This is a genomic window from Bradyrhizobium erythrophlei (genome assembly GCF_042430365.1).
GTDB lineage: Bacteria > Pseudomonadota > Alphaproteobacteria > Rhizobiales > Xanthobacteraceae > Bradyrhizobium > Bradyrhizobium erythrophlei.
On record NZ_JBHMET010000049.1, the window covers coordinates 116,430 to 139,156 of the forward strand.

General features: G+C 58.6%; 15 protein-coding genes and 2 pseudogenes. 9 read left to right on the forward strand and 8 right to left on the reverse strand.

What is annotated here, in order from left to right; genetic code table 11:
* Positions 1-1,810: 1,810 nt before the first annotated feature.
* From ACFFWD_RS07980 to ACFFWD_RS08010, 7 genes and pseudogenes are all read right to left on the reverse strand, one after another.
* On the reverse strand, positions 1,811-2,548 hold the full coding sequence (locus tag ACFFWD_RS07980; protein ID WP_376963266.1) for a carbonic anhydrase: 738 nt from the start codon (positions 2,546-2,548) through the stop codon (positions 1,811-1,813).
* Between the two features lie 370 nt (positions 2,549-2,918).
* A pseudogene (locus ACFFWD_RS07985) lies at positions 2,919-4,780 on the reverse strand (extracellular solute-binding protein).
* A gap of 997 nt (positions 4,781-5,777) precedes the next feature.
* Entirely contained in the window at positions 5,778-5,963 is a 186-nt protein-coding gene (locus ACFFWD_RS07990) for a hypothetical protein (RefSeq protein ID WP_376963269.1), read from the reverse strand.
* Positions 5,964-6,042: 79 nt separating this feature from the next.
* Positions 6,043-6,948 (reverse strand): beta-1,6-N-acetylglucosaminyltransferase, encoded by a 906-nt coding sequence (locus ACFFWD_RS07995; protein ID WP_376963272.1) that lies wholly within the window; start codon positions 6,946-6,948, stop codon positions 6,043-6,045.
* Between the two features lie 295 nt (positions 6,949-7,243).
* Positions 7,244-7,684: a VirK family protein gene (locus ACFFWD_RS08000; protein WP_376963275.1), complete on the reverse strand. Its 441-nt coding sequence runs from the start codon at positions 7,682-7,684 to the stop codon at positions 7,244-7,246.
* A 2,465-nt stretch (positions 7,685-10,149) separates the two neighbouring features.
* Positions 10,150-11,502 carry an oxygen-independent coproporphyrinogen III oxidase gene (gene hemN / locus ACFFWD_RS08005; RefSeq protein ID WP_376963277.1) on the reverse strand — a complete coding sequence of 451 codons (1,353 nt, stop codon included), beginning with the start codon at positions 11,500-11,502 and terminating at the stop codon, positions 10,150-10,152.
* A gap of 399 nt (positions 11,503-11,901) precedes the next feature.
* Positions 11,902-12,588: a universal stress protein gene (locus tag ACFFWD_RS08010; RefSeq protein WP_376963279.1), complete on the reverse strand. Its 687-nt coding sequence runs from the start codon at positions 12,586-12,588 to the stop codon at positions 11,902-11,904.
* Between the two features lie 824 nt (positions 12,589-13,412).
* Here ACFFWD_RS08010 and ACFFWD_RS08015 point away from each other — a divergent pair.
* From ACFFWD_RS08015 to ACFFWD_RS08040, 6 genes are all read left to right on the forward strand, one after another.
* Positions 13,413-13,793 (forward strand): hypothetical protein, encoded by a 381-nt coding sequence (locus ACFFWD_RS08015; protein WP_376963282.1) that lies wholly within the window; start codon positions 13,413-13,415, stop codon positions 13,791-13,793.
* 236 nt (positions 13,794-14,029) lie between these two features.
* Complete coding sequence (locus tag ACFFWD_RS08020; RefSeq protein ID WP_376963283.1) at positions 14,030-14,233, forward strand: hypothetical protein; 204 nt, start codon at positions 14,030-14,032, stop codon at positions 14,231-14,233.
* A 1,467-nt stretch (positions 14,234-15,700) separates the two neighbouring features.
* Positions 15,701-15,973 (forward strand): hypothetical protein, encoded by a 273-nt coding sequence (locus ACFFWD_RS08025; protein WP_376963286.1) that lies wholly within the window; start codon positions 15,701-15,703, stop codon positions 15,971-15,973.
* Positions 15,974-16,048: 75 nt separating this feature from the next.
* Positions 16,049-16,234 carry a hypothetical protein gene (locus ACFFWD_RS08030; RefSeq protein WP_376963288.1) on the forward strand — a complete coding sequence of 62 codons (186 nt, stop codon included), beginning with the start codon at positions 16,049-16,051 and terminating at the stop codon, positions 16,232-16,234.
* Between the two features lie 336 nt (positions 16,235-16,570).
* Positions 16,571-16,723, forward strand: coding sequence for a hypothetical protein (locus tag ACFFWD_RS08035; protein WP_376963291.1), 153 nt, complete (start codon positions 16,571-16,573; stop codon positions 16,721-16,723).
* A gap of 509 nt (positions 16,724-17,232) precedes the next feature.
* Positions 17,233-18,501, forward strand: a complete 1,269-nt coding sequence (locus ACFFWD_RS08040; protein WP_376963293.1) for an IS256 family transposase — start codon at positions 17,233-17,235, stop codon at positions 18,499-18,501.
* 128 nt (positions 18,502-18,629) lie between these two features.
* On the opposite strand, the gene ACFFWD_RS08045 is transcribed toward ACFFWD_RS08040, so the two are convergent.
* Positions 18,630-19,145 (reverse strand): MarR family winged helix-turn-helix transcriptional regulator, encoded by a 516-nt coding sequence (locus tag ACFFWD_RS08045; protein WP_376963296.1) that lies wholly within the window; start codon positions 19,143-19,145, stop codon positions 18,630-18,632.
* 1,049 nt (positions 19,146-20,194) lie between these two features.
* Here ACFFWD_RS08045 and ACFFWD_RS08050 point away from each other — a divergent pair.
* The 3 genes and pseudogenes from ACFFWD_RS08050 to ACFFWD_RS08060 all read left to right on the forward strand — a co-directional run.
* On the forward strand, positions 20,195-20,410 hold the full coding sequence (locus tag ACFFWD_RS08050; protein WP_376963299.1) for a hypothetical protein: 216 nt from the start codon (positions 20,195-20,197) through the stop codon (positions 20,408-20,410).
* A 1,018-nt stretch (positions 20,411-21,428) separates the two neighbouring features.
* Positions 21,429-21,690: pseudogene (locus ACFFWD_RS08055) on the forward strand (hypothetical protein); the annotation flags it as partial.
* 330 nt (positions 21,691-22,020) lie between these two features.
* Positions 22,021-22,727 (forward strand): ArdC family protein (locus tag ACFFWD_RS08060; RefSeq protein WP_376963302.1); only part of this gene is annotated, 707 nt, incomplete at its 3' end.

The following is a 22,727-nucleotide window of genomic DNA, read 5'->3' on the forward strand; positions in this document are numbered from 1 at the left end:
TTTGAGATCGTCGAGGCGCGCAATGCCATTTGGATAGATAACGAGAAGCTACAAAATGGGACCTGGAGAGTCATGGCCAGTACGTGAAAATTAAAAACGTGCATTCTTCTAGAGAACGCCAACGCATGTGACATGACACAATAAATATGACGTGCAATGTCCCTCAAGCGCTCATGCCCGACAAGCCCCATCCGTTGTTGAGTTGTGAAGTCGAAAAAGACCGGCGAGGAAGTGCGTAAAGTTAGTCAGGATTCACCTTTCGGCTTGGCAGAGTGATCGTTGCGGTCGGGCGTGATGAAAACGAACGTATACGCCGGCGACGGGTATTTCTCTCGCAAGATACGCGCCGCCTCCGCTGCGGAATCCGCAGTTACACGCGCTTGGAGAATGCTCCGATCGGCCTTGTTCTGAAAGGCCACCACAAAGCCTGGCACGATGATCCTTTCATCTCCGGATGGGACGCAACCTTCCGGGTGCCTCTTGGACAGCATGTGCCGTGCCAGAATTTGTGTGTCGGATTGGGACCAATGGGTCTCAAATGCAGACAATGGCCGGTCAGGCGAACAACTCAGCGTTGACCTGGGTGAACTTCGATGCCGCGTTCTCCTCCAGTTCCAGCCAGGCTTGGGCGGTGGCGTAGTCCAGCGAAGCTTGTACTTGGCCGTCGTCGCCCTGAGCTCGGAAGCATCGAACTGTTCGGATTCTCAATCAGCAGCCGGCTTAGAGGGGGAGGGCGGCGGCGTGTTTCATCGGCGAGAAGCAGGATTCCCGGTCCTTGCCGAACGGCACGGCGTGACTGATCCGGTCATGCCAGTTCGGCACGATGTTCACGATCGGAGCGCGCCGCAGGACCGTGCAGGTGCGATACCAGCCGACGCGTGACCATGGTCGGTCCTGGAGCGGGCGTCCAGACGGAAATCGACCGGGCGACCGCAGCAACCGCGGCGCCAATGGGCAGATGATTGCGCCAATAGCGGCTCGCTAAAGGCCGCTGGCAATCGCGACGATGACGCGCCGGCAGACAAGGGATTGACTAAGGGGCGACGAGCGTTGTGGGTGTGTCGCTTTCGCAACGTCACAATTGTTTCATGGGCTTTCGAATTATTTGTGACTTCACAGGGAGAAGAGTCCCGGGCTTATGGCGGAGGTAAGGTTTGAGGCAGATCCACGAGGCCGCTCTCTGGCGCTGGCGGTTCTCTTCGCTTGCTTCATGCAGGAGAGGCCGTCCGATGTCGACGCAAGTATCGGTTTTCGTCACTGCAATCGGCTGGACGGCCGTCGTGGCCTTGATCCTGCTCTATGTGATCTTCAATCCAGCCTGACCCTGGGCGGCCCTTAATCGTACGATTTGTACCGAAGCCTCTGGGGCATGCGTATGTCCAATATCGGCTCGGCTCGCCCCGGGGAGTGCCGAAAGTCCTGCGGACAAAGGTCCGGCGCTGGTCCAATTTTCTTTCCGTGTCCGTCCACTCCTCGACGACTGCGGTCGCATTATCATCTACGAGCTCGGAAAACTCACTTCACAGATCGCCCGTCTCGGGTGAAGGTTCCGCGGCGTTGTCGAAGGACATTCACTCGAAGCCGTAATCTCGGAAGTATAGTCGGCGTCTTGGCGACTGGCGCCTCCCAATTCGCCTTGACCCGCGTTCCTCCGCGGGGGCGGCGCTTATGCGTTTGAAAAATGCATTCTCATCTTCGCAACAGCGGGGATGCTGCACCAGATTCCAATGATCATCTATATCCTGGCGCCCTCGCGCAGGGGCAGGTTATGGCGTCAGTGGCCCGTGAGGGGGCGCGCTGATGCGAGCCGTCAGTTCAGCAGATCGACCCTGCCGGTGTCGAGCCGATAAAGGCCGCCTACGACCTTCAGCTTATTCTGCTCAACTGCCGCGTTCAGAATTGGGGTCGCTGATTTGAACTTATTGACGTTATCGATCACATTTTGCCGGATCGCATTGGCAAGTGCATCCCCGCTTTCCAGAGAAGACGCCCATACCGCGGGCGCAAGTGCTGCGACGAGGGATGAAATATGCCCTGGCGGCGGCTTGTCGTCTTTCAGCGACTTCATCGTGGCATCCACGGCGCCGCAGCGATCATGGCCGAGAACCAGGATCAGCGGGGTGTTTAGCACGGCCACCGCATATTCCATGCTGGCAACCGTTTCATCGCTGGCGAAATTGCCAGCGACACGGCAGACGAACAGATCGCCAAGTCCGCTGTCGAAGGCATATTCGGGGGCAATACGCGAATCGGCGCAGGTTAGGACCGCCGCATATGGATTTTGTCCACCGACCAGAGCTTCGCGCTCCTGCTTAAAATCGTTACGTCGCGATACACCCTGCACATAGCGCGCGTTCCCTTCCATCAGCCGCTTCAGCGAGGCGTCCGGCGAGAGCAGGTTATCTGGCTTAGGCGGCGCCTTTGCCTCCGTCGCGTCGGCGATCCTGTCACCAAGCAGCATGCCGACCGCCGAAGCAGCAAACAGCATCAGGGAACGGCGGGACGGCGCGATCGGATGAGGCAGATTCGGCGAGCAGTGTTCACACATGTTTTTCCCTTTAGCGGGCAGCTTTGCGCCATCCCGTGGCTTTGGCCCCCGCTTCGCTAAATAATCTCCAGCCTACGCCTGATGCAGCGTGCGCAGGCCGGCAGAGGACGAACGAACAGGGAGATCCCCAGTTCGCAGAAAGGTGACGCACCGCAAGCAGGCTCGCTCCTTGAGGGAGCTCGGACGAGGTTATGGATGATGCTACGACGCCGATCACATGCTGCGGCCGACAAAGGGCTCAAGCCATCATTCCGACTGCCCTCAAATTTCTGCCCGACAAGACATCGACGCCCAGCGTCAGCTCATCAATTGGTTTAGTTTCGCTTCGCGCTATCCTCAGCTACCTCGCAACGGCTCCCGTGCCCTCGGCCTAACGCGGCGGCGAAGAGCGCGCCGGATCGGCCCACCAGATATCCGGCGCACCGACACCGTTGGCGTAACGCGGAGGCTTCGGTGGATGCGCAAACAAGTCCCAGTAGGCCACCCGATGCATGTTGGAGTACCATTGCGGCACCCAATAGCGGCCGGCACGGAACACGCGGTCGAGCGCACGACAGGCGAACGTTAAATCGGCGCGTGTTTCAGCGGCGATCGCCTTCTCGATCAGCGCATCGATCGCAGGACTGGAGACGCCCGCGAGGTTGTAGGATCCTTTGGTGGCGGCCGCCCGGGATGAGAAGTACGGCCGCAGGCTGTCACCCGGCGTCGCCGACATGCTGAGGCGCGCCGTCGTGATCTCGAAATCGAACGACTCGACGCGAGCGCGATACTGAACCGCGTCGATCAGGCGGATTTGCGCCTCAATCCCGAGCAGTGCCAGGTTCTTGATGAAGGTCGCGTGATGCGGTTCGGAGGAGGCCTCGTCCAGCAAAAACTCGACCTTGAAGATATCGCCATTCGGCAGCAGACGCTTGCGGTCCTTCACCATAAAGCCGGTGTCCTGCAGCAGCTGCCCGGCCTTGCGCAGCAGGATCCGGTCCTGTCCGATCCATCCGACACCGGCGGGATGAAAGGATCGACGAACACTTCGTCGGGCAGCCGGCCGCGGAACGGTTCGAGCAGCTTCAGCTCTTCCAGTGACGGCGGGCCGCTCGCCACCATGTCCGAATTTTGGAACGGCGACACGGTGCGCGCATAGGCCCCATGCATCACGGTCTTGTTGGTCCATTCAAAATCGAATGCGCAGCCGATCGCCTCGCGAACCCGCGGATCCGCGAATTTTTCGAGTCGGGTGTTGAAGAACCAGCCTTGTCCGCCGGTCGGCAATTCGTCGGCAAGGGTCTTGCGCTTAACACGCCCGTCCTTCACGGCGGGAAAATCATAGCGTGTCGCCCAGATGCGGGCGGTGAACTCCTCGCGAAACAGATAGCTCTTCGCGGTGAAGCCTTCGAAGGCGATATCGCGATCGCGGTAGAATTCGTAGCGCACTGTGTCGAAATTGTAGCTGCCGCGCGCGACCGGTAGATCGGCGGCCCACCAGTCCTTGACGCGGTCGTATTCGATGTAGCGGTTAACCTCGTATCTGCCGACTTTGTACGGGCCGGAGCCGAGCGGCGCATCGAGCGTCGACTCTGCGAACGTCCGGTTCGCATAATAGGCCTTCGAGAAGATCGGCAGGCCAGCAACATAGAGCGGCACGTCGCGCGCGCGATTGGGCGCGAAGGTCACGATGACGGTGGCGTCGTCAGGCGCCTCGGCCTTCACGAAGTCGCGCATCTGCAGGACGATCAGCGGATGCCCCTTTTCCTTCAACGTATTGAGCGAGTAGGCGACATCCTGCGCAGTCAGCTTCGAACGGTCGTGGAAACGCGCCTCAGAGCGCAAGGTGAACCGGTAGTTGAGCTTGTCCGGCGAAATCTGCACCGATTTGGCGGCAAGGCCGTACATCGCGTCGGGCTCGTCATCGGCGCGCACCATCAGTGTCGCGAAGGTCATCTCCATGCCCTTCGCGCCCTCACCCTTGAAGATGAAGGTATTGACCGAATTGAAGGTGTGGAAGGACTGGTTGTAGGCGCGCGTCGACGGAATCAGCGAGAAGAACCCACCTTTCGGCGCGTCCGGATTGACGTAGCCGAAATGGTGGAAGTCCGCCGGATATTTCAGGTCGCCGTACACCGACATGCCATGCATCTCGGTCCCGCATTCGGCCGCCGCCGGTGCGGCACGAATTCCTGCAGCACTCAACGCACCGATACCGAGACCGAGTGCGTGCCGACGGGTGAATAGCGCCATGCGCGAATCCTTAATGTTATGAAGGCTTGCCGACCTTTGCCGCCTTGTCGGCGTCGTACCTCCTGGGATTCGGGAATCCTGAAGCGCCGTGCAGGCGCGCAAGCGTCAACTTGCCTGATCCCGTGTTCGCACCTTGCTTGCGGATTCCAAACATCAGGCATGTCCGTCCTTCGGACAACAGCACCTGTCGCAACCGCTCTCAAGTGGTCACCAAGATTAATCTAACGTCACAATCTCGTATGGAAGGTTTTGTGAAATGGCGTCATAGTTTGTGACGCCCTCTGCCGCAGTTGATTCAGCGGTGGAAAGCCTTGAGAGGATGAATGGCAATAGGTGTAAATGCAAAGCGGCCGATATGATCGAGAGGGCGCAGGTTAGGACTTTGTCGTCGAACATCCTTTCAGAACGATCAAGCAGTGGATGAACCGGAGCGGCCTTCTTATCGGCCGGCTCGAAACCGTACGTGCGTCCGGAGGCAGGCGTGCAAGACGATCCGCGGGAAGCTGTCTATCGCTAAATTGGCCATCGCCGGGCTATGGATCTCAAATTCGGACAGTGCCTGACGAACAACTCAGCGCAGGCCTCGGTGAACGCTACTCTCATGCAGATCCAGCCAGTCTTCGGCGATGGCGTAGTCGGAGCCTTACTTGGTGCAGCGTCTTCCAGAGCCCGGGAGCATCGGGCCGCTCAAGATCATCAATCAGAAGCTGGCCATTTATGCTCCCGCCCGATGTCGATCTCCACGATCTTGCCGGGGATCGTCTCGGGGTTGCATAGAAACGATAGCATATTTCATCGGCAATAAATCGGCATCTCCAGTCTTTAATGAATGACGCGGCGTGGCTATGCCAATTGCCAGTTGGCACAAGGTTCGCAGATCCGGCCGCGACGCACACCGTGCACACGAGGTGTTAGCCCATGCGTGGCCATGATCGTTCAGCACGCGGCATTTCGCCATGCCGTGACTTCGGCTTCCGCTTCGCCGCAGAAACATCGTTCACCAAGTCCCTTCCAAATTGATCTGCCCGAAATTGAGTGGCCGGGCCGAGTGATAGAGGCGCTCGCCCTTGTGGTTCACGCTGCCCGTTATCACGCATTCGGGTGAGGGCGGGCCTGATAACAAAACGAGTCCGAGCAGGAGTGCTTGAGCGGTGATTGGACCTGAGGCGGCGAGAATGATCATGACCTTTGTCGCGGTGGCGCCAGTCCAAAGGCGCGACGAACGCCCCAATACCACAGGCAAGCAATGCGGCCGGAGCGTATCACACCTCCGTATTCCGTTGTCGAATCATGTCCGCGAGTTGATCCGCGATGGCTGCGTCCGTGACCTTGCGGCAAAACAACAGTTCACCGGAGCCGTAGATACAATCTACTTTCATGCGCGGATTGGCGCGAAACATCGCGACATGGCGCTGGCCAATCTTCGCCGGAGTTGCCCTGCCTCCGCTGAAGTCCGAATAGGTGACGCTGCGCCGGATGCTCGGACGAAACGGTGAGTTCGCGAGAATGGTCTGGAACACCATCTCATCCGGGACATGAGTGTTCTCAAAGAACTTCATGACCTTCGGATGATCGACGGCGAACTTCCGGATGTAGAAGCACGCATCGCGCGTCAGCGCCCACCAGAGATTGCCGGCGTGAGGGACGAGTTTGCCGAGACACTCCTTGTAATCGCGCTTCTTTGGTATCAAGCCAAGTTCGCCGAGCAGCCGACGCCCTTTGCTGGTGCACCAGCCTAGCGGACCAGGGCGACCTTTGTAGATTGTCAGACGGGACAGCGGCTTCGCTGCCGCCGCGGACGGCATCGCCACTATATCGATGAACTGAATGCCGTTGTTCTCACGAAAGAACTCCTCGATCTCGGTCGCCGAACGCAGCGGATAATCCATGCCGCTGATCAGGACCAAATAATCGTAGTGGCGAGGCGTCGCCAAGGCGGTCTCCATCAGAACAAAAGCCGCCTTGATCAGCGAATAGTCGCCCAAATAGACCGGAATTCGCTTTACCGTGAAATGAGCGCCCGAGCCGACAGCCCGCAGGAACGGGCCGATCTCGGTCTGGGCATCGACATGCACAAACATGTCCGCCGCGGGCGACTGCAAGTGACGGATGAGCCGAGCAAGCTGCTCCGGCTGCCGGTGGGCGAGAATGAGATAGGCAACCTTCATCTTCTGGGATCCAGGCTCATAAATCCGCGGTCGACAAAGAGGCGCAAGCCATCATTCTCAACAATCCCTCGGGTTCACTGGAATGTCCGCTCGACAAACAATCTGCGACAAGCGTCACGTGTTCGAATGCTGCTAGAAGTAGTTTCGCCGCGTGACGGGGCGCTACGAAAAGGCGGCCAGAAGCTATCTGGCCGTCGTCGCGATCGCGGCTACCGTGTTATGTGTTGATAGATGTCCGCACGGCCTATCCGGGGTAGCGAAACCACACCTCGGCCGTGCGCATTGCTGTTTCTGATTACCAGACGAAATTCGCGCCGTCCGGCAGTTCGCAGACGAATTCGCCCTGGTTTACGACGTCGGTCGTCCCGACGGCCAGCTTGGAGGCGCGCACCGTGAGCTTGCCTTCGCGGCTGAGGCTGTGGCGAATGTATTCCGTTACCGCCCGTCCCGAGCTATCGACGGTTTGATGCGCATTGGCGAAGCTGATGCCGTTCTGGGCGGTTACCCTGAAGGCACTGATGACCAGACCGCCCTGCACAGCCGGCCCGGGCTTGCCGCCATCGATGGTGGTACAGCGGCTCAGGTCCAGCATGACTTTCACATTCTTGCCGGTCTGCAGAGCACTGAGCACCTCAGCGTATTTCGGCGAGGGCTCATCGGCCTTGGCGATCTTGCTCACGCTTGCAGCCAAAAGCAAGGACAACAGGATCGACAGGCCTCTGCCACTGAACCGCATATACTCTTCTCCTCCACAAGAACCTGACGCATTCCAGACATCAGGGACGTCCACCCTCGGACAACAGCACGTGTCGCAACCGCGCTCAAGTGGTTGCGAAGGCCAATCTAACCTCACAAACTCGTATGTTAGCTTTGTGAATGTGTCATGATTGGCGAGACCCTCTGCACCATTTGATCCAGCGTCGTCAGTTCCGAGAGGACGAACGGCGATAGGGCGGAAATGCGAAAGAGCCGATTTGACCGAGAGGGCGCAGGTTAGGTTAGGTTAGGTTAGGTTAGGTTAGGTTAGGAAGCTTTCGTCGAACATCCTCTCGCCACGATCCGCAGTGGATGAACCAAGATGCATCCTTATTGGCGGGCTCGAAGACCTGCGCGCCGACCGGAGTGACAAACCGCCGGAACGTTGCTCTTCCTGGTAAATTGGCCATCATCGGGCCGAGGGACATAAAAGAAGCCCGGCCTCCTTTCGGTGGGCCGGGCGGAAGTCAGTCCGGGAGGAGCGACGCTGCTACACATCGCACCAACTTCCATCGGCAGAGGGAGGACTACCGACGGTTCGATTACGGCGAGGGGCATTCGCCGCAAACTCTAGCCACGAAGGGACGGATATTTTCCATCCAATTGAATGGGGGCCTCGATCAAGTGAGCCTGTCCGTACGAGAGTTTTACATCCGGCAAATCGCTGTTTCGATAGTCGTATAGGTTAAGCAGAGCCGAGGCGTGGCTCAATTGTACCGTGGTATACGGCCGATATGGCAAGGGTTTGTGGATTCACACGAAGGCTCGCCATTGATGCGGACCTGCGAGAACTGCGGCACACTCGTCGCGTCGAGCCAGCGCGACAAAACTTGCGCACATCGTTGCAGAACGTGGCGGCAATGGAACCGCATCGACCGCGCTCGGCGGACACCTGCAACCGTCTCCCCAAGCGAGGTAGAAAGATCGACGATCATCTTGATATCGCTGGAATCCTATTCCTCCAAACCGGCCACCTTTCCTATCTGACACTATGCAAACTCGCAAAATCGATTGTGTTGATGGAATGCATCTACGCTATGGATAAGTGTGATCATCCGTTTCTCGAGAGCCTTGATCTAAAGCTCCTTCGGAGCGGACGCTCTGATCACTGATCGTAATTTTGCACCGCTCCCGCTCGGCGACGGACGGTTCTTGTCTTCACGAGCCAAGTAGCTGCCGATCGATGTTGGCGAGTGACGAGAAGATCAAAGCCGGCGGCCGTATCGGCGCTACCGCCGGATCCGTGGCTGCAACTCCAGCGGTCAGCCGCACATCGCGTGCCGAACTCGGTCAGCCAATCGCGAAGCCAAGCGCCATCCCGATCACCCCGCTGCGCTTATCCCCGGCAAACGCCCATCAAATGCTGCTGCCGATATGCGTCGGCAGTCTCGGCGATTTGAGCAGGGCGATCGCGGAGAGCACGATTTCGCGGTTCTATTGCCGCCCGACCTAATAGCATCGACATAAACGTCATGGCGTAAGCCCTTCGTGTGCTTTACTCCGGTCTGGGATCTTGTCGACGACAGAAGCATACGAAGTCGCGGTGATCTCGGGGTTGCCACAGATTATGCGCGCTCGAGCCAGAATCATGTTGCGTCCACCTGCCTCTCAGGAGCTGGCAGGAGCGGTGGTAACCCATTCGATCATTGAGAGGTGCGTTCCCCCTCGAACTCTGCGTGGCACTCGGCGCCATATCTCAAGCCGCTTGCCATCCAGCGAAGCCATTCATGGTCGGCCTCTCGCCGCGCCTTGAAGCGGTCGACGCATTTCTGAGAGCAAAAGGCTGTTCGCCAGTAGTAGTGGCGGATCAGACCGAACTTTCCGCCGCATATCGCGCAGCACTTTGCTGAACTGTGTTGGGAACTATGATAGCTGTTTTGCATTCCCGCCTCCTATCGGCGTTAGTGGACAGCCCCTTGCAGGTTCTTCGCCCCAGCACAACGCGCGCAGGCAGATGTGGCGTCGACGATGCCAAATCTTGCGGCATGTCCGGACACCCGGCGCAAAATTGTGACTCTTATGTGCGCTTTCTTGGCGGAGCGGATACTGCGTTAGCGTGCTTCGCCGAGATTGCTGACTGTAACGCTATTCTAATCGTGATTAGTGCAACGTGAGGCCCATCGTTGATCGAATCCTGCGTTCGAGTGCTTTTGTTCGACGGATTTCAACTAGTCCGACGGCTAACCTGCTTTTCGGAACCTCTCTTCGATGAAGATCTGCGCGGAACTCGATGAGAGGGTAAGTCGAGCATCCAGGGACACGCGCGGAGCGAGATGCCGATCAGTTTTCTTCTTCAACCAGATGCGATGCAGGCAATTGAATCACTTTCTGAGAATGGAAAGCCTGACCTCTGCGTGCCATTGCCATACTGGAGTGCCATCTGCAACTACCTCTCTTGGTAGTGTGCTTCGAGATACGAAACTGTCTCGGGTCTGCTGAGTAGGTTCAGACCGCCCGACCGGGTGAAGCTGCGGACCGCGCAAGATGGGCGTCGAATACCGACGCGACGCTCCTAACCAGAAACTCCGCACCATCGCTTACGTAAAGCTGGTCACCGTCCATGATTACGGCGCCATCCGCGATGAGGTGGTCGATCTGAGAACGATCGACGATGGCTGATCTCGGATCCTTGCCGTGAAGGCGCGATATTTGGGAAAGATCGACGGCCATATCACACATGATCCGTTCGATGATGTCGGCGCGGAAGCGATCTTCCTCGGTCAGTATGTAACCCTTGACGGTAGCGAGCCGATCTTCGGCAACACGTGGAAGGTAGCCGCGCGTCGCGACGGCATTCTGTACGAATCCATGCGGCATGCGGCCGATCGCGCTTGCGCCGATACCGATGAGCACGTCGGCGGAATCGTCCGTATAGCCTTGGAAGTTCCGTCTTAGTCTACGTTTCTGCTTCGCTAGGGCCAGATTGTCATTCGGGAGGGCGAAGTGATCGAGGCCAATACGTACGTATCCCGCGTCAATCAAAGCTTCCGTGATCGCTTCGGATTGGAGGTATTGCTCGCCACTGTCGGGCAAAGTGCTTCCGGGGATCTTGCGCCGATGCTTTTTGAATGAAGGAATGTGCGCGTAGCCGAACACCGAAAAGCGGTCCGGATTCAGCGCGAGACACTTGGCGACGGTATCACGGCACGAGGCGACCGTTTGCAGGGGTAGGCCATAAAGCAGGTCAAAATTGATCCGGCCGATGCCGGCGCGGCGGAGCCGCTCGACCGAAATCGCGGTCTGTTCGAAGCTCTGCAGGCGATTGATCGCGCGCAGGACAGCGAAATCGAAGCTCTGGACACCAACGCTCGCACGGTTGACCCCGCAATAGCCGAGTGCCTCGGCCATTGGCTCGGTCAACCTGCAGGGATCAATCTCGACGGCGATCTCGGCATCAGGGAGCACAGAGAACGAGTAGCGCAACGTGCCGACAAGGTCAGCGAACGTTTCGGGGGTCATGATCGTCGGGGTGCCACCGCCGAAGTGGATATGAGAGATCGGCAGCGGCTGACCGACGGTTTCCGCGACGAGGTACGCTTCAGTACGCAGTCCCGCCGCATAGATCGCAATTGGTTCGTCACGCTTTGTGACGGAGGTGTGGCGCCCGCAGTGCCAGCACATGGATCGACAAAATGGCACGTGCAGGTAGATTGAGGCCGGTTGTTGGACCGGCAACGACTTGAGCCATGTTCGGTAATGGACTTCGCGAACTGACGACGAGAAGTGCGGAGCCGTCGGATAGCTGGTGTAGCGCGGCAGCCGGTCCTGCCTGTAGCATTTTGCCAAATCCGGTCCCATTCGGATTCCTTTTTTCCTTTTCTGAACGTATCGGGCTCGCCGCGGACAAGCTTTGCGCTGCCTCAAAATGTCCGGTGTGTCCACGACGACTGAAGCCGAGATTGGTAGGGGATGCCCGCGGCGCATACATCCACTTGGGAAATGAACGGGCAGGACGAGAAATGGGCGCCATCTACGACACAACCTCGGGAGTTATTGCGATCATCCGCCCGGCGCCCACCGCGCGAGGCGTGGACGAAACCAGCGACCCGTCCAGAGATTGCATAGAGCCGCGCCAGATGGCGGATTGTTCCTGATCCGCGGCGGCCGCTGTCAGCACCGCCCCGATCATGATGACCGCGATCAAGCATAGCTGACGGCACGCAGGAACGAAGTATCGGCGTGTAAGCAAGCTCGCACTCAGTGCGACATCAGGACCGGGACGCTCATCATCTGAAACATGTCGCGCGGAAGGCGGCCGAGTGTTTTTTTCATCCATGCGTGGCTATATCCGCCCGCCACCACGAGATCGAGCCTTTCGTCCGCCGCAACCGACCGGAGGACTGCTTTGACGATTGACCGGGACGCCGGGACCGACATGACCTTCGCAGGAACGCCGGACGTTGCAAGGTACCGTACCAGATGGTCGGTGGACCCTTTTGCGGGGATCGCATCCGGGCCGGTGATCGTGATGACAGTGAGAGTGTCAGCTTTGCGCAGAAGCGGCATCGCGTCGTGCAGCGCGCGGGCGGCAAGCCGGCTGCCGTCCCAGAAAATCCCGATTCGCTTGGCCGAAAATGCGCCGTGGAACGTATACGGCATGAACAGGACTGGGCCGCCGGCCCGAAACAGAATCTCCTGCGGAACGATGTTATCGTAGCTGTCGTGGTCGCTCTGCGGCTGTGTGACGATGGTCAGATCGTGCAGTCGCGCACTCGCGCAGATGATCTCGCGCGCATCAGCAGGAATCGCACCCACGGGGTGGCTCGCGTAGGAGATGCCCGCATTCCTGGCCTTGAGATCAAGGACACGAAGTACCGCTTCGGCTCGCTCGAGCGCTCGCGCTTGCTCGACCTCGAAGATCGAGGCGACGGTGACGCCGCCCATCGCAACGAGCGGAATGATGGTTCTCTCATAGCCGATCGCTATCGCATCGAGATGCGCACCCGTGCTGACTGCGAACGAGACTGATCCGTTCACCGCAGCACGAGCCGATAGCTCCGTAGGAAGGTGGACCAATATGCTTCTGAACATTGCCGCTCTCTAAGCGTGAATGGCTTATTTCATCATAACACAGACCTGCCAAGATAAGTTGATCGGTCTCCCAGTCGCGTTTGTTGATTTGGTTTGAGCGAGATCAACCCGGCCACGGCGCAGTTCGCGCAATGGTCCGACGTCAAGTAAAGAGAAACAAGCACGTGTCGCATTGGTAACTGGCGGCATCAAACGGATCGGCGCCGCTATGTCGCGTGCTCTCATCGCGTCGGGATGTCGGGTGGCGCGCCGTCACGTTTCCGGCGGCTGAGGATACACCATTTGCCACAGGTTGATGCTTTCGATCAACGGCGGTCAACATATGTGCTGAACGGAAGAAACGACGATGCTTGCAACCGACGTTATGCGCAGCTCGTCTGCGATGATCAAGCCTAACGCTACCGTCCTCGATGCCGTCCAGCTGCTGCTCGAGATCGTTCAACGCGGCTTGGCTATCTCGTTGGCGAGGTTTCGGAGGGGGGGCTTACCGTGACGAACTCGGCAGCAGTTCTCCGTCTGGCGCCTGGCTGGCATCGCTCCCCGGCACCGACGAGAACACAACATTACTCAGATTCCGGTTGTCAGTGCGGGAGCCGTGATCGGCATCGTCAGCCGCAAGGGGCCCTGGCGGTCCGATTGAGACAGGAAACCGCGAAAGAAGGCACCGGAGCCCATTCATGAACGAAATGACAGTTCGAATGCACGCGTACGCCGTCGTTTGGATCGACCACCTCATTGCCAAAATATTCTTAATAGGACTAACGGGCGTCAGTGCGACGGACGTGCGCGCGCATTTGTCGTCCCAGCGTCTTCATTACAAAGCGAACACGAGCGGTTCTGCCTGCGTCAGCGACGATTCGACGTTCCTCACCAGAGTGAGCGAGGCGCTCAGTAACTGCACCGATCTGCTCATCATTGGGCCGGATACCGAGAAGACCGAACTGATGCACTTTCTGAAGACGAAGAGGCCGAACCTCGCCCTGCAAGTCGAGCCGAGCGATCATCCGACCAACCGGGAAATCGTAGCGCTGGGCCGGAAGCGCTTCCGCCTCGATTGAATCGGCGATGTTCTCCGCTTCAATCAGACAAATCGACGCAGGACAACGCAAAGGCAAGGATCGCAAAGGTAAGGATTCCGCCAGAGTGGTCGAATATTTTCACGGCGGGCCCTCACATTCGATCAGCGCGCCTACGTGTGCCCGGGATGCCACTGGCCACTGGCCGGCAAACGCGTGTCGGTTCTCGACGATGAATTGTACAGGGGGGAGCGCTGCTATTTGAGCCAGAGGCGCCAATGGGTGGGCTGAACGGCGACGCGTTCTCCGGTTTTCGCCTTAATCCAGCCGCCGAAGATGCGGCGGCAAGGGAAGACCAGCCGGTGAATGGCGTTGCCCTCGATCACAGCGATCTCCAGGTCGCGATCAAAGGGCGCCGTTTCGATCATTTCCCAAGTGAGGTAGTTGTCGACTTCGGGACGCTGTTCATGGTCGCGGATTGACAATTTCAGGCAACCTTATGAACAGCTCTAACCACACCGCCAGTCCTTCGGGCAAACAAGTCAGCTTGACATTTGCCCAATGCCGCGCGGCCTCGATCGCGGAAGTCGTTTGCGCGGCGCTGCCCGCCGTGACGCCCTTCCAATCGTGGAGGGGTATGATCCTCTCGGCAACCGAGATCGTCGAGCTGATGTTGCGGAACAACTTCCAGGCGACGGTCGAGTCAATCTGGACCCGCTCAAGCGAGCGCTGGTTAGCTTCGAGCTTAGGTTTCGCAAGGCGCGAGCGTGCGTGTCGCGAAGATGGACTGAGCCGCGTTCGACTCCGATCTCGCACCGCAGGTAGATAAAGTGGACGGCGTCTCAGGCGGCACAGGCTATCAGATGCAGGTCGTCGTCCCCAAGCGCGGACGTCTCTCCCGGCAGCAGGCCCTCGATAATATCGGCCTGAATTCGGATACGAGAAGATGATCGGGCGCCAAGTCTTTCTATCTATCATGTCCCTGACCTTGACGGGAGAGGAGCCTCTATCGGCATGGCGCAACCGTCGTATTGATGCAGGTCAAAAAATGCGAGGCGAGGCGGATCAGCCGACGGCGAGGCGCCGGTCGCGAGGCTCCGGAGGGGCCGGCCGTCGAGGCTGAGAATCGCGACCTCGCTCTACGTGGTGCAGAAGACCTGTCGCACCCGCCCCGCGGGCGATCTCGCGTCGTGATTCGTGGATGGTTGCGAATAACTTCTTCGTTCTGATCGCTGGTACCGACTATCTGTTCGGCGTCACCCAATCGAACGAATATGCCGAACCGATAAGCCGGTCTCTGGATTACCATCGCCTATGGTCGCGGCGCACCATCGTTGACGATGAGCCGGCAAACATTCAGAGCCAGTCCAGATCGTAAAAATGGATCAACGCGACTGCGGACGCGATGGTCGGCGCTGTGCAGAGGAGCGCCAGCGCGAGTGTCCAGTCGGTTCGCCGTTGCGATTGCGTAACCCTCGATCGCATGAGACGGACTGTGAGCAGCCGGTTGATAGAGGCAAGCTGCATCATGTTTAGAAGCAGCTGATCAGGATATGTTTCGCTAACTGGCGCCTGACAATTGTTGACGTCGAGAAGATCGTAGAGCGCTTTTCTCGCGGCGGCCGAGGCTGTGATGTTTCACATTTCCTTAGGGTTTTTGCACGATGCGTGCCGGCCCATCAGCTGCATGGAAGGTATGTTCTAACAAGATTGTATCGTTGCACATCATATGTTTAGCAGTCAAATCAGCTGGAAATCTAAGCGAGGTGTGTATCTCGTCGGAGTGCGTAAGCCGAGGCCGATCGGCCATCGCACATGCAATGAAAAGGGGGACCGGGCTTGATCGGAGCTCAGCGAATCTAATTGTGATTTGATCATCGTCTCTGCCACAGACATGTACTATGCCTGATTGGCTTACACTAACCAGATGTTGATTGGGGGCGGTTAGAATGAACAAAGGCGACGAAGTCCAGATTGATTTCCACGCGCGAGCGGTCCTTCGCAAGTGGCCCTCGCTCAACAACGAGCGTCGCCGTACTGGCTCGACCCCGTATCTGGTTGTCGATGGTACGCTCGATGACTGCATTCGAGAATTCATGGCGAAGCCGGCCCCAGCTCGTCATTTATACGAGATCCACTCAACTCCGCAGCCGCCATTGGTAACTGGAGTGTTGTCCTCTGAACACATCACTGAACTTGCGCGGTTGCGCGAGTTCCTGTGATTGGCTCTTTTCTAACGGTCGTCGCTGCGGAAAAACTGTGTTACAAGCCGTGCCTCTTAAAAAGGAGCAGTCATCGTGAAGAAAGCAACCAAGAAACGCGTTAAGCGGCGCGAGTGGACCAAGGCAGATATCAAAGAGCTCAAGGCGCATTCGAAGGCCCGGACTCCGGTCATAAAGATCGCAAAAGTGACCAAACGCTCTGTCGGTGCGCTACGCCAGAAGGCATTGGGTCTCGGAATCGGACTCGGGCATCAGCGATAGCTTGCTAAGCCCCGCCGACAGCCTGGCACGGTAGGGCGGCCCATAGGCCGCCCTGGTCTGCAAGCCAACGAAGAAATCTCAAGTACATTCCTGATGTCGGCGCGCTGCAAAGTGGCCGAAGGCGCTGCGAGTCCAATCTTGGGAACGTGGCGGGCGCCGCGGGTACTTGATGTCCCGCGATCCAGACGACGGCACACAGCTCTCCTGGATCGATACCTTGTCCAACATTCTCAAGTGATCACTGAGCCGCGACTATTTCCAACCCTGGTTCCTAGCCGTGGGTACTATGCGGTACTCGGCAGCGAAGTGGACTTCCTGGAATCTCCAGACCGGAGCATGAAGAAGACTTCTGAGCATGTGCCACCCGAGGTGATCGATAAGCTCGTCTTTTACGTGAACGACGCGATCCTCGTCCTCCAGCGCAAGTACCCGTGGCTCTACAACGACGATGCGGGCCGCGTCTCATGTTGCATCAAGCAATCTAAATAGGATCGAAGCTGGTAATTCATTGTCCGGATTTCTGGACCGAAGCAACAGCGCGCCTCTGCTCGCTCTACGGGAGACTTTCCAAGGAGCGCGAGAGAGAAGATGTGGAACAGCTAATCAAAAAAGAAATTGAAGGAATTCGCCGAGACTGCGCCGTGTGGTCAGTCTTGTAGGGCCTCCGGACGGACACAACCTGCGAGCGGGTCATTCCGCGAAGATCACGGTAGGCCTAAAGTTTAGGCGAAAGCGAGCGCCGAAGACGAGACTCTAGGTTAGTGTTCGTCGCCGAACGGTAGGGCGCGCTCAGCAGCAATAGAAAAAGTGCTCTGTTGGCTCTGTAGCTGGCGGCAGATCGACGGCTTGCCGACCCAGTCATGACCAGCGTGCCGTCGGTCGTACTGACCGACCACAACCAGAGCTATGCAGGAAAGTGGGTGATGACGGAATGAGATAGGCGGCGTATCGAGGCGGGTGTCGAGCCTGCCAGAACCTCTCAAGGAGAGCGATACGCCATGAACGAGACTAGCAATATAGTTGCGCTTCGTCAGCCCGACGAGATCGACGATCCACTGACCAATATTCTGCGAGCTGGTGCGCGGCAGCTTCTGGCGCAGGCCGTGGAGATCGAAGTCGAGACGTTTCTTGACACCGTGAAGGATTTGAAGCTTGCCGACGGGCGCGCCCGTGTCGTGCGGCATGGTTACGGCCCGGCGCGAACGATTGCGACCGGCATCGGACCGGTCGAGGTCGCGCGGGCGAAGATTCGGGACCGCGGGGCGGCCGGCGATAGCGAGCGGATCCGGTTCAGTTCGGCGATCCTGCCGCTGTGGGCGCGGCGCACTCGGAGCCTGGATGCGCTGTTGCCGGTGCTGTATCTGCGCGGCATCTCGACCGGCGATTTCCAGGAGGCGCTGACGGCCCTGCTGGGCAAGGACGCGCCGAACTTGTCGCCGGCGGTCGTCTCCCGGCTGACGGCCGAGTGGCAGGGCGAGTACGAGCGTTGGCAGAAGCGCGATCTGTCGGCGCGACGCTATGTGTATGTGTGGGCCGATGGCGTCTTCCTGCAAGCGCGCATGGAAGACCACGGCGAATGCATGCTGGTGCTGATCGGCGCGACGCCGGAAGGCAAGAAGGAACTGATTGGCTTTCAGGTCGGCGTCCGGGAGAGCGCGCAGAGCTGGCGTGAACTCCTGATCGACGTGAAGCAGCGCGGGTTGCAAGTCGCCCCGGAAATTGCCGTTGGCGACGGCGCGCTCGGCTTCTGGAAGGCGCTCGACGAGGTCTTTCCCGACACGCGGCACCAGCGCTGCTGGGTGCACAAGACCGTCAACGTCCTGGACAAGGTCCCGCTCTCGGTGCAGGCCAACATGAAGAAGGACCTGCGCGAAGTCTACTGGGCGCCGAACCGGGCGGCCGCCGAAGTGGCGATCGACGTCTTCGCCGAGAAATACCGCGCCAAGTACGGCCGGGCGGTCGAATGCCTCGCCAAGGACCGCGACGCGCTGCTGGCCTTCTACGACTTCCCCGCCGAGCATTGGGATCACTTGCGCACGACCAACCCCATCGAAAGCGTGTTCGCGACCGTGCGGCACAGAACCGTGCGGACGAAAGGATCGCTGTCGTCAACGACCGCCAGGCTGATGGTGTTCAAGCTGGTTATCGCCGCATCAAAAACCTGGCGGCGGCTCAAAGGCACAAATCAGTTGCCGAAGGTGATTGCAGGTGTCAGATTCAACGACGGCATCGAGGTCATCCGCATGCCGGCAAACCACGCCGCCTGATCGCCTCGTCACCCAAAATCCCGCATAGCTCCCACAACCACCTTCGCCCGCGCTGCTTTAAGAAAACCTGGAAAATTGGAAGATCGGACATGGCATTCAGCCCCGCGTCATCTCTGAGGATTGTATCCTCAGAACTCCTGAGCGACCTTCAAGCGAGCCTTCTCCAGACGATGCCTGATTGCAGCCAGCTTGCTGACGAACTCATTGAAGTCTGAAATGCCGAATTCTCCAAAGACGAACTCGTCCAGTGCTTCCTGCTGTGTCGCGACGCTCGCGAGATGCTTATGAGCTTTGTCCGTCAGCGACATTTGCACGACCCGGGCGTCGCTTGTGGAGGACTTGCGCCGCAGGAATCCCTTTTTCTCCAGCAGCTTTGATTGGGTCGTGACGAACGAAGACTCGACGCGCATCAACTTGGAGACTACGTTGACCGGAACACCATTTTCTCTGTCCAAATCCGCCAAGGCCATCAAGATCATCCACTGTGACCCTGTGATACCAAGCACATTGGCCCGGAATTGGCGAAGTTCTTCCATGGACGCATTGATGGATCTGATCTCCCAAATAAATCGTCGGACCATCTTCTGACCTTCAGCAGAGCTAATTCCGACCACTCTTGCTGGAGTAGACAAATCCGGCGGCATCGTATGTCGGGGGTTCCATCTTTGGCGTGTTTCCCTTAGCGCTAATTAAAAATGGGGACAATGAAGCAGATCAAATACTTGGTACGCTTCGGACGCAAATGAAGCGTTACGGAAACAAGAATCGTAATCAAGCCCTTTACGTACCGCCTAATTGCCCTAGATCACGGACTATTCAAGCGCGCCGCCTGTGCGTTGACGAGGATCAAAAAGCGGTCGGGCGAGATCGTCGTGGCGGGCCAAGGTGAGACAACCACGAATATGCCTTGCGGCCAGCAAGCCTCTACAGGTCGCGACTTGTTCTACTTCGTTGGGCTCCAGATGCGGCGCGCGCGGTGGTCGCCAACTACGGCGACGTTTGGTTCATCAGCGGGCTAGCCGCTGCGGCATGCCCACCGCCGAAGGCTCATTTTGTCGGTCCGCCCGGCCGCGGGCCACGGCCCAGCTCTGGTTCGACTGTCTGCCATCTTCATCGCGCGCGAGAGGCGGGCTGAGGCCCCGAGCTGCCCATGAGCGTCTGCTCGATTTGTCGAAGAAGGGATTCGGCTATGAAGGCGATCCAGATACAGAAGATCGACCCTCAAGTCATGATGAGCAAGGATGTCGGCAATGGCGCAGCAACGGCGGGCGCCGCCAGTGGCTAGAAAGGCGAGTCGCTCGCCAGATCATGTTCTTCGACAGCGTGGCGATCCCAAACGAGCCCGCTCGTCGACGTGGTTTGCTGCAAGGTCATTTTTTTGACGCTCGCAACGTGCAAAAGTGGTTGCTCGCGGTGAGCGCGCGGGAACTTGTTTAGTTTTGCGTCGTTGGAGTGCGAACGAGTAACCGCGCGGCTCGCATCTGCGTGAATTGGGCTTTCGTTATGACGATGCGCTGGATGTCCGTAACTGCATTCGCGACAGCTTTGCTCCCTTCCACGCTGCCACAAACTGGCTTGTCGCGCTGATGCTCCGTCTTTGGATATCCATTTCATTCGTCTGTTGTTGACCGTGTCGACGAATCCTAAGGCCACAATAATCAGATAGGGGCGCCGCGGCTGGCGTTGAGCACACATGGGCAAGGCCTACATCATCGAAATATCTGGTCAAACTGCAGGAATCGTCGTCAGCGAGGAACGTGGCTTTCGCTTCTTCTCATCCGAACGCACTTTTGACTGCCTTGACGGCGGTCATTTCGGCTCGGCCCGCGCCGCGGAACGCGCGGCGAGGGCGCTTGTCGAGCGTCGTCGCCGAACCGGAAAGCAACCGGAATTCGCGATGGACACTTGATTCGAGTGGCCGTTGGTGTGGTGATCTGTCGCGGGGTGCCCGCACTCCCCACAGTGCTCCTTTTCCGGGAGTTCCTCCAGCGTTTCGAGCACCTCTCCGCTCATAACCTCCTTGCTGTCCTCTCGGAAAGATAGATGGGCAGCGGCCTTTAGCGTCGGCGATCTTAAATAGTTCATTGCAGAAATAGGCTCGTAGCGGGACGGAGGCGGCACTCATGCATATTGGGATAGGTTATCGAGCTTTGCCCTGGAATTCTCTGGTACGAGCATCGACCAAGGTCCATGCCATTGGAGCGACGTTCTTGGGCGGTTTCGGACAACAGTATCGCACCGACTGCACGCGACAAGGGCTCCCATCCAGCGTAGGCGCTTACTCGGTAGACCTCGGTATAGTTCTTTCAACCCTTTCAATTTCGGCGGTTTATCTTCGTATAGTTGAGCTAGCCTTTGATTTCGGGTTCTGACTTGTGAGCAGTCGCGTGCTGCCGATTGCAGCCGTCAAAAGCTTCTGGGATTCATCGAATTCGATAGCCGCAGACCATGAGTTACAGTCGAAATCCTTCACGTATGACGATGCCGCGCAAGCGATCGCCCCATGTCCAGCAGCAGGCGCGCGCGGCTGCATCATTGGTTTTGCAGCAGATGCCTGCCGCCAGCGTGCTGGCCCGGTCCCGCCGACTCAGGTTAAGAGTGTGATCGATCACACTAAGCCGCTAAAGGAACGAAATGGTCGCAAGCGCTCGTGGACTGCCCGCATCTGGTTATGCGCTCGAAATCGACGGCCAATTGAAGACCGAATTCGCGACCAGAGATGGAGCATGGGCCAGAGCGGAGGAGCTAAAGAAGCGCTCTCCCATGCTTCAGGTCAGGATCTACAATGCTCTGACAAAGGCCAGAGAGGAAGTCCGGCTTCCGCGAGCTTGAGTTTCGACTGGCTGCTTTTTCCTGGGCGTGCGGCTAGCGCCGCACCGGGCTCTCATGTTGGGGTGGACGGCCCCCTACGGCATCCAGCGTGCCAGATTGAGGTCGTTCAAGATCTCAAACAAAGGGCCGTCCGTGGAAGAACTCGCATCGGTGTGGATACGTCCAAGGGCGTCTTTCAGTTGCACGGCGTCGACGCCACAGAGCAGCCGATTTTGCGGCGGCAGTTGAGACGCAGCCAGTTTCTCCCTTTTTTCGTGCCCTTCCGCCAGCGCAGGTCGCGACGGAGGCTTGTGGTGCGTCGCATTATTGGGCGGGGAGCTACAAGCGCTGGGGCATGACGTGGTGCTGATCCCGCCGCCGGCTTCAATCCCTCGCGCACAATCAGGTGCCCCTTGCCGGTCTAGCTCCCGTCGCATTCCGCGGCGGGTAATGCCTCCGAATGTACTTTGACACGGACCCAAAGCCCTGCCTACGAGCGGCGCTATGCTGGCTCTCCTTCGGCTGCCTCGTTCTAGCCCGCCGCATGTCGGGAGCTTCCGCTTTCGCCTCATTCGATCAGGCTGCCAATCTGCCCCCCGAACAGATCGGGGCCGCGGCGGTAAGAGCAGAGTGAGAGGAGCGCTCCGCTCGCCGTGACGGGTTCATAGCCGCGAGAGAGGCTCGCGACGCCCGTCGCGGAGACTAGCGATGTCCAGACATTATCCTAACGGGCGCGCCGGCCAGGACCGGTCGTGCCTCTATGACGAAATTACCGACAAGATCATCGCCGAACTCGAAGCGGGCCGTGTGCCCTGGGTGCAGCCCTGGGGGACAGCAGCGGCGAAGGCGCCGTTGGCTATGCCGAAGAACGCTGCAAGCGGACGGCGGTATGGTGGCATCAACGTGCTGATTCTCTGGGGGGCCGTTGTAGAGCGCGGCTTCGCTGGTCAGAGCTGGCTCACCTTCCGCCAGGCGTTGTCGCTTGGCGGTCACGTCCGCAAAGGCGAGCGGGGTATTACCGTCGTCTACGCCGATCGCTTCGTTCCGGTCGACGAAAAGCGACGCGCGAGCGAGACCGGTGAAGAAGCCCAGGCGATCCCGTTTCTGAAGCGCTTCACGCTCTTCAACATCGATCAGTGCGAGGATTTGCCTGCCGATATCGCGGCCACTGCGCCGCCTCCGCCGCCAGGCTTGGTCGAACCGACGGTCGAAAAGCTGATCAGGGCGATCGGCATCGATTTTCGTATCGGCGGTAATCGCGCCTTCTACGTCCCGGCTGAAGACTATGTGCAAGTGCCACCGCCTGCGGCCTATTGCGAGCCGATCAATTGGCACCGCACCGCTCTGCACGAGATTGGCCATTATGCCGAACCAAGTGTTATGCCGCGCCGATCTGGCTTGGCCTGCGCAGCGCG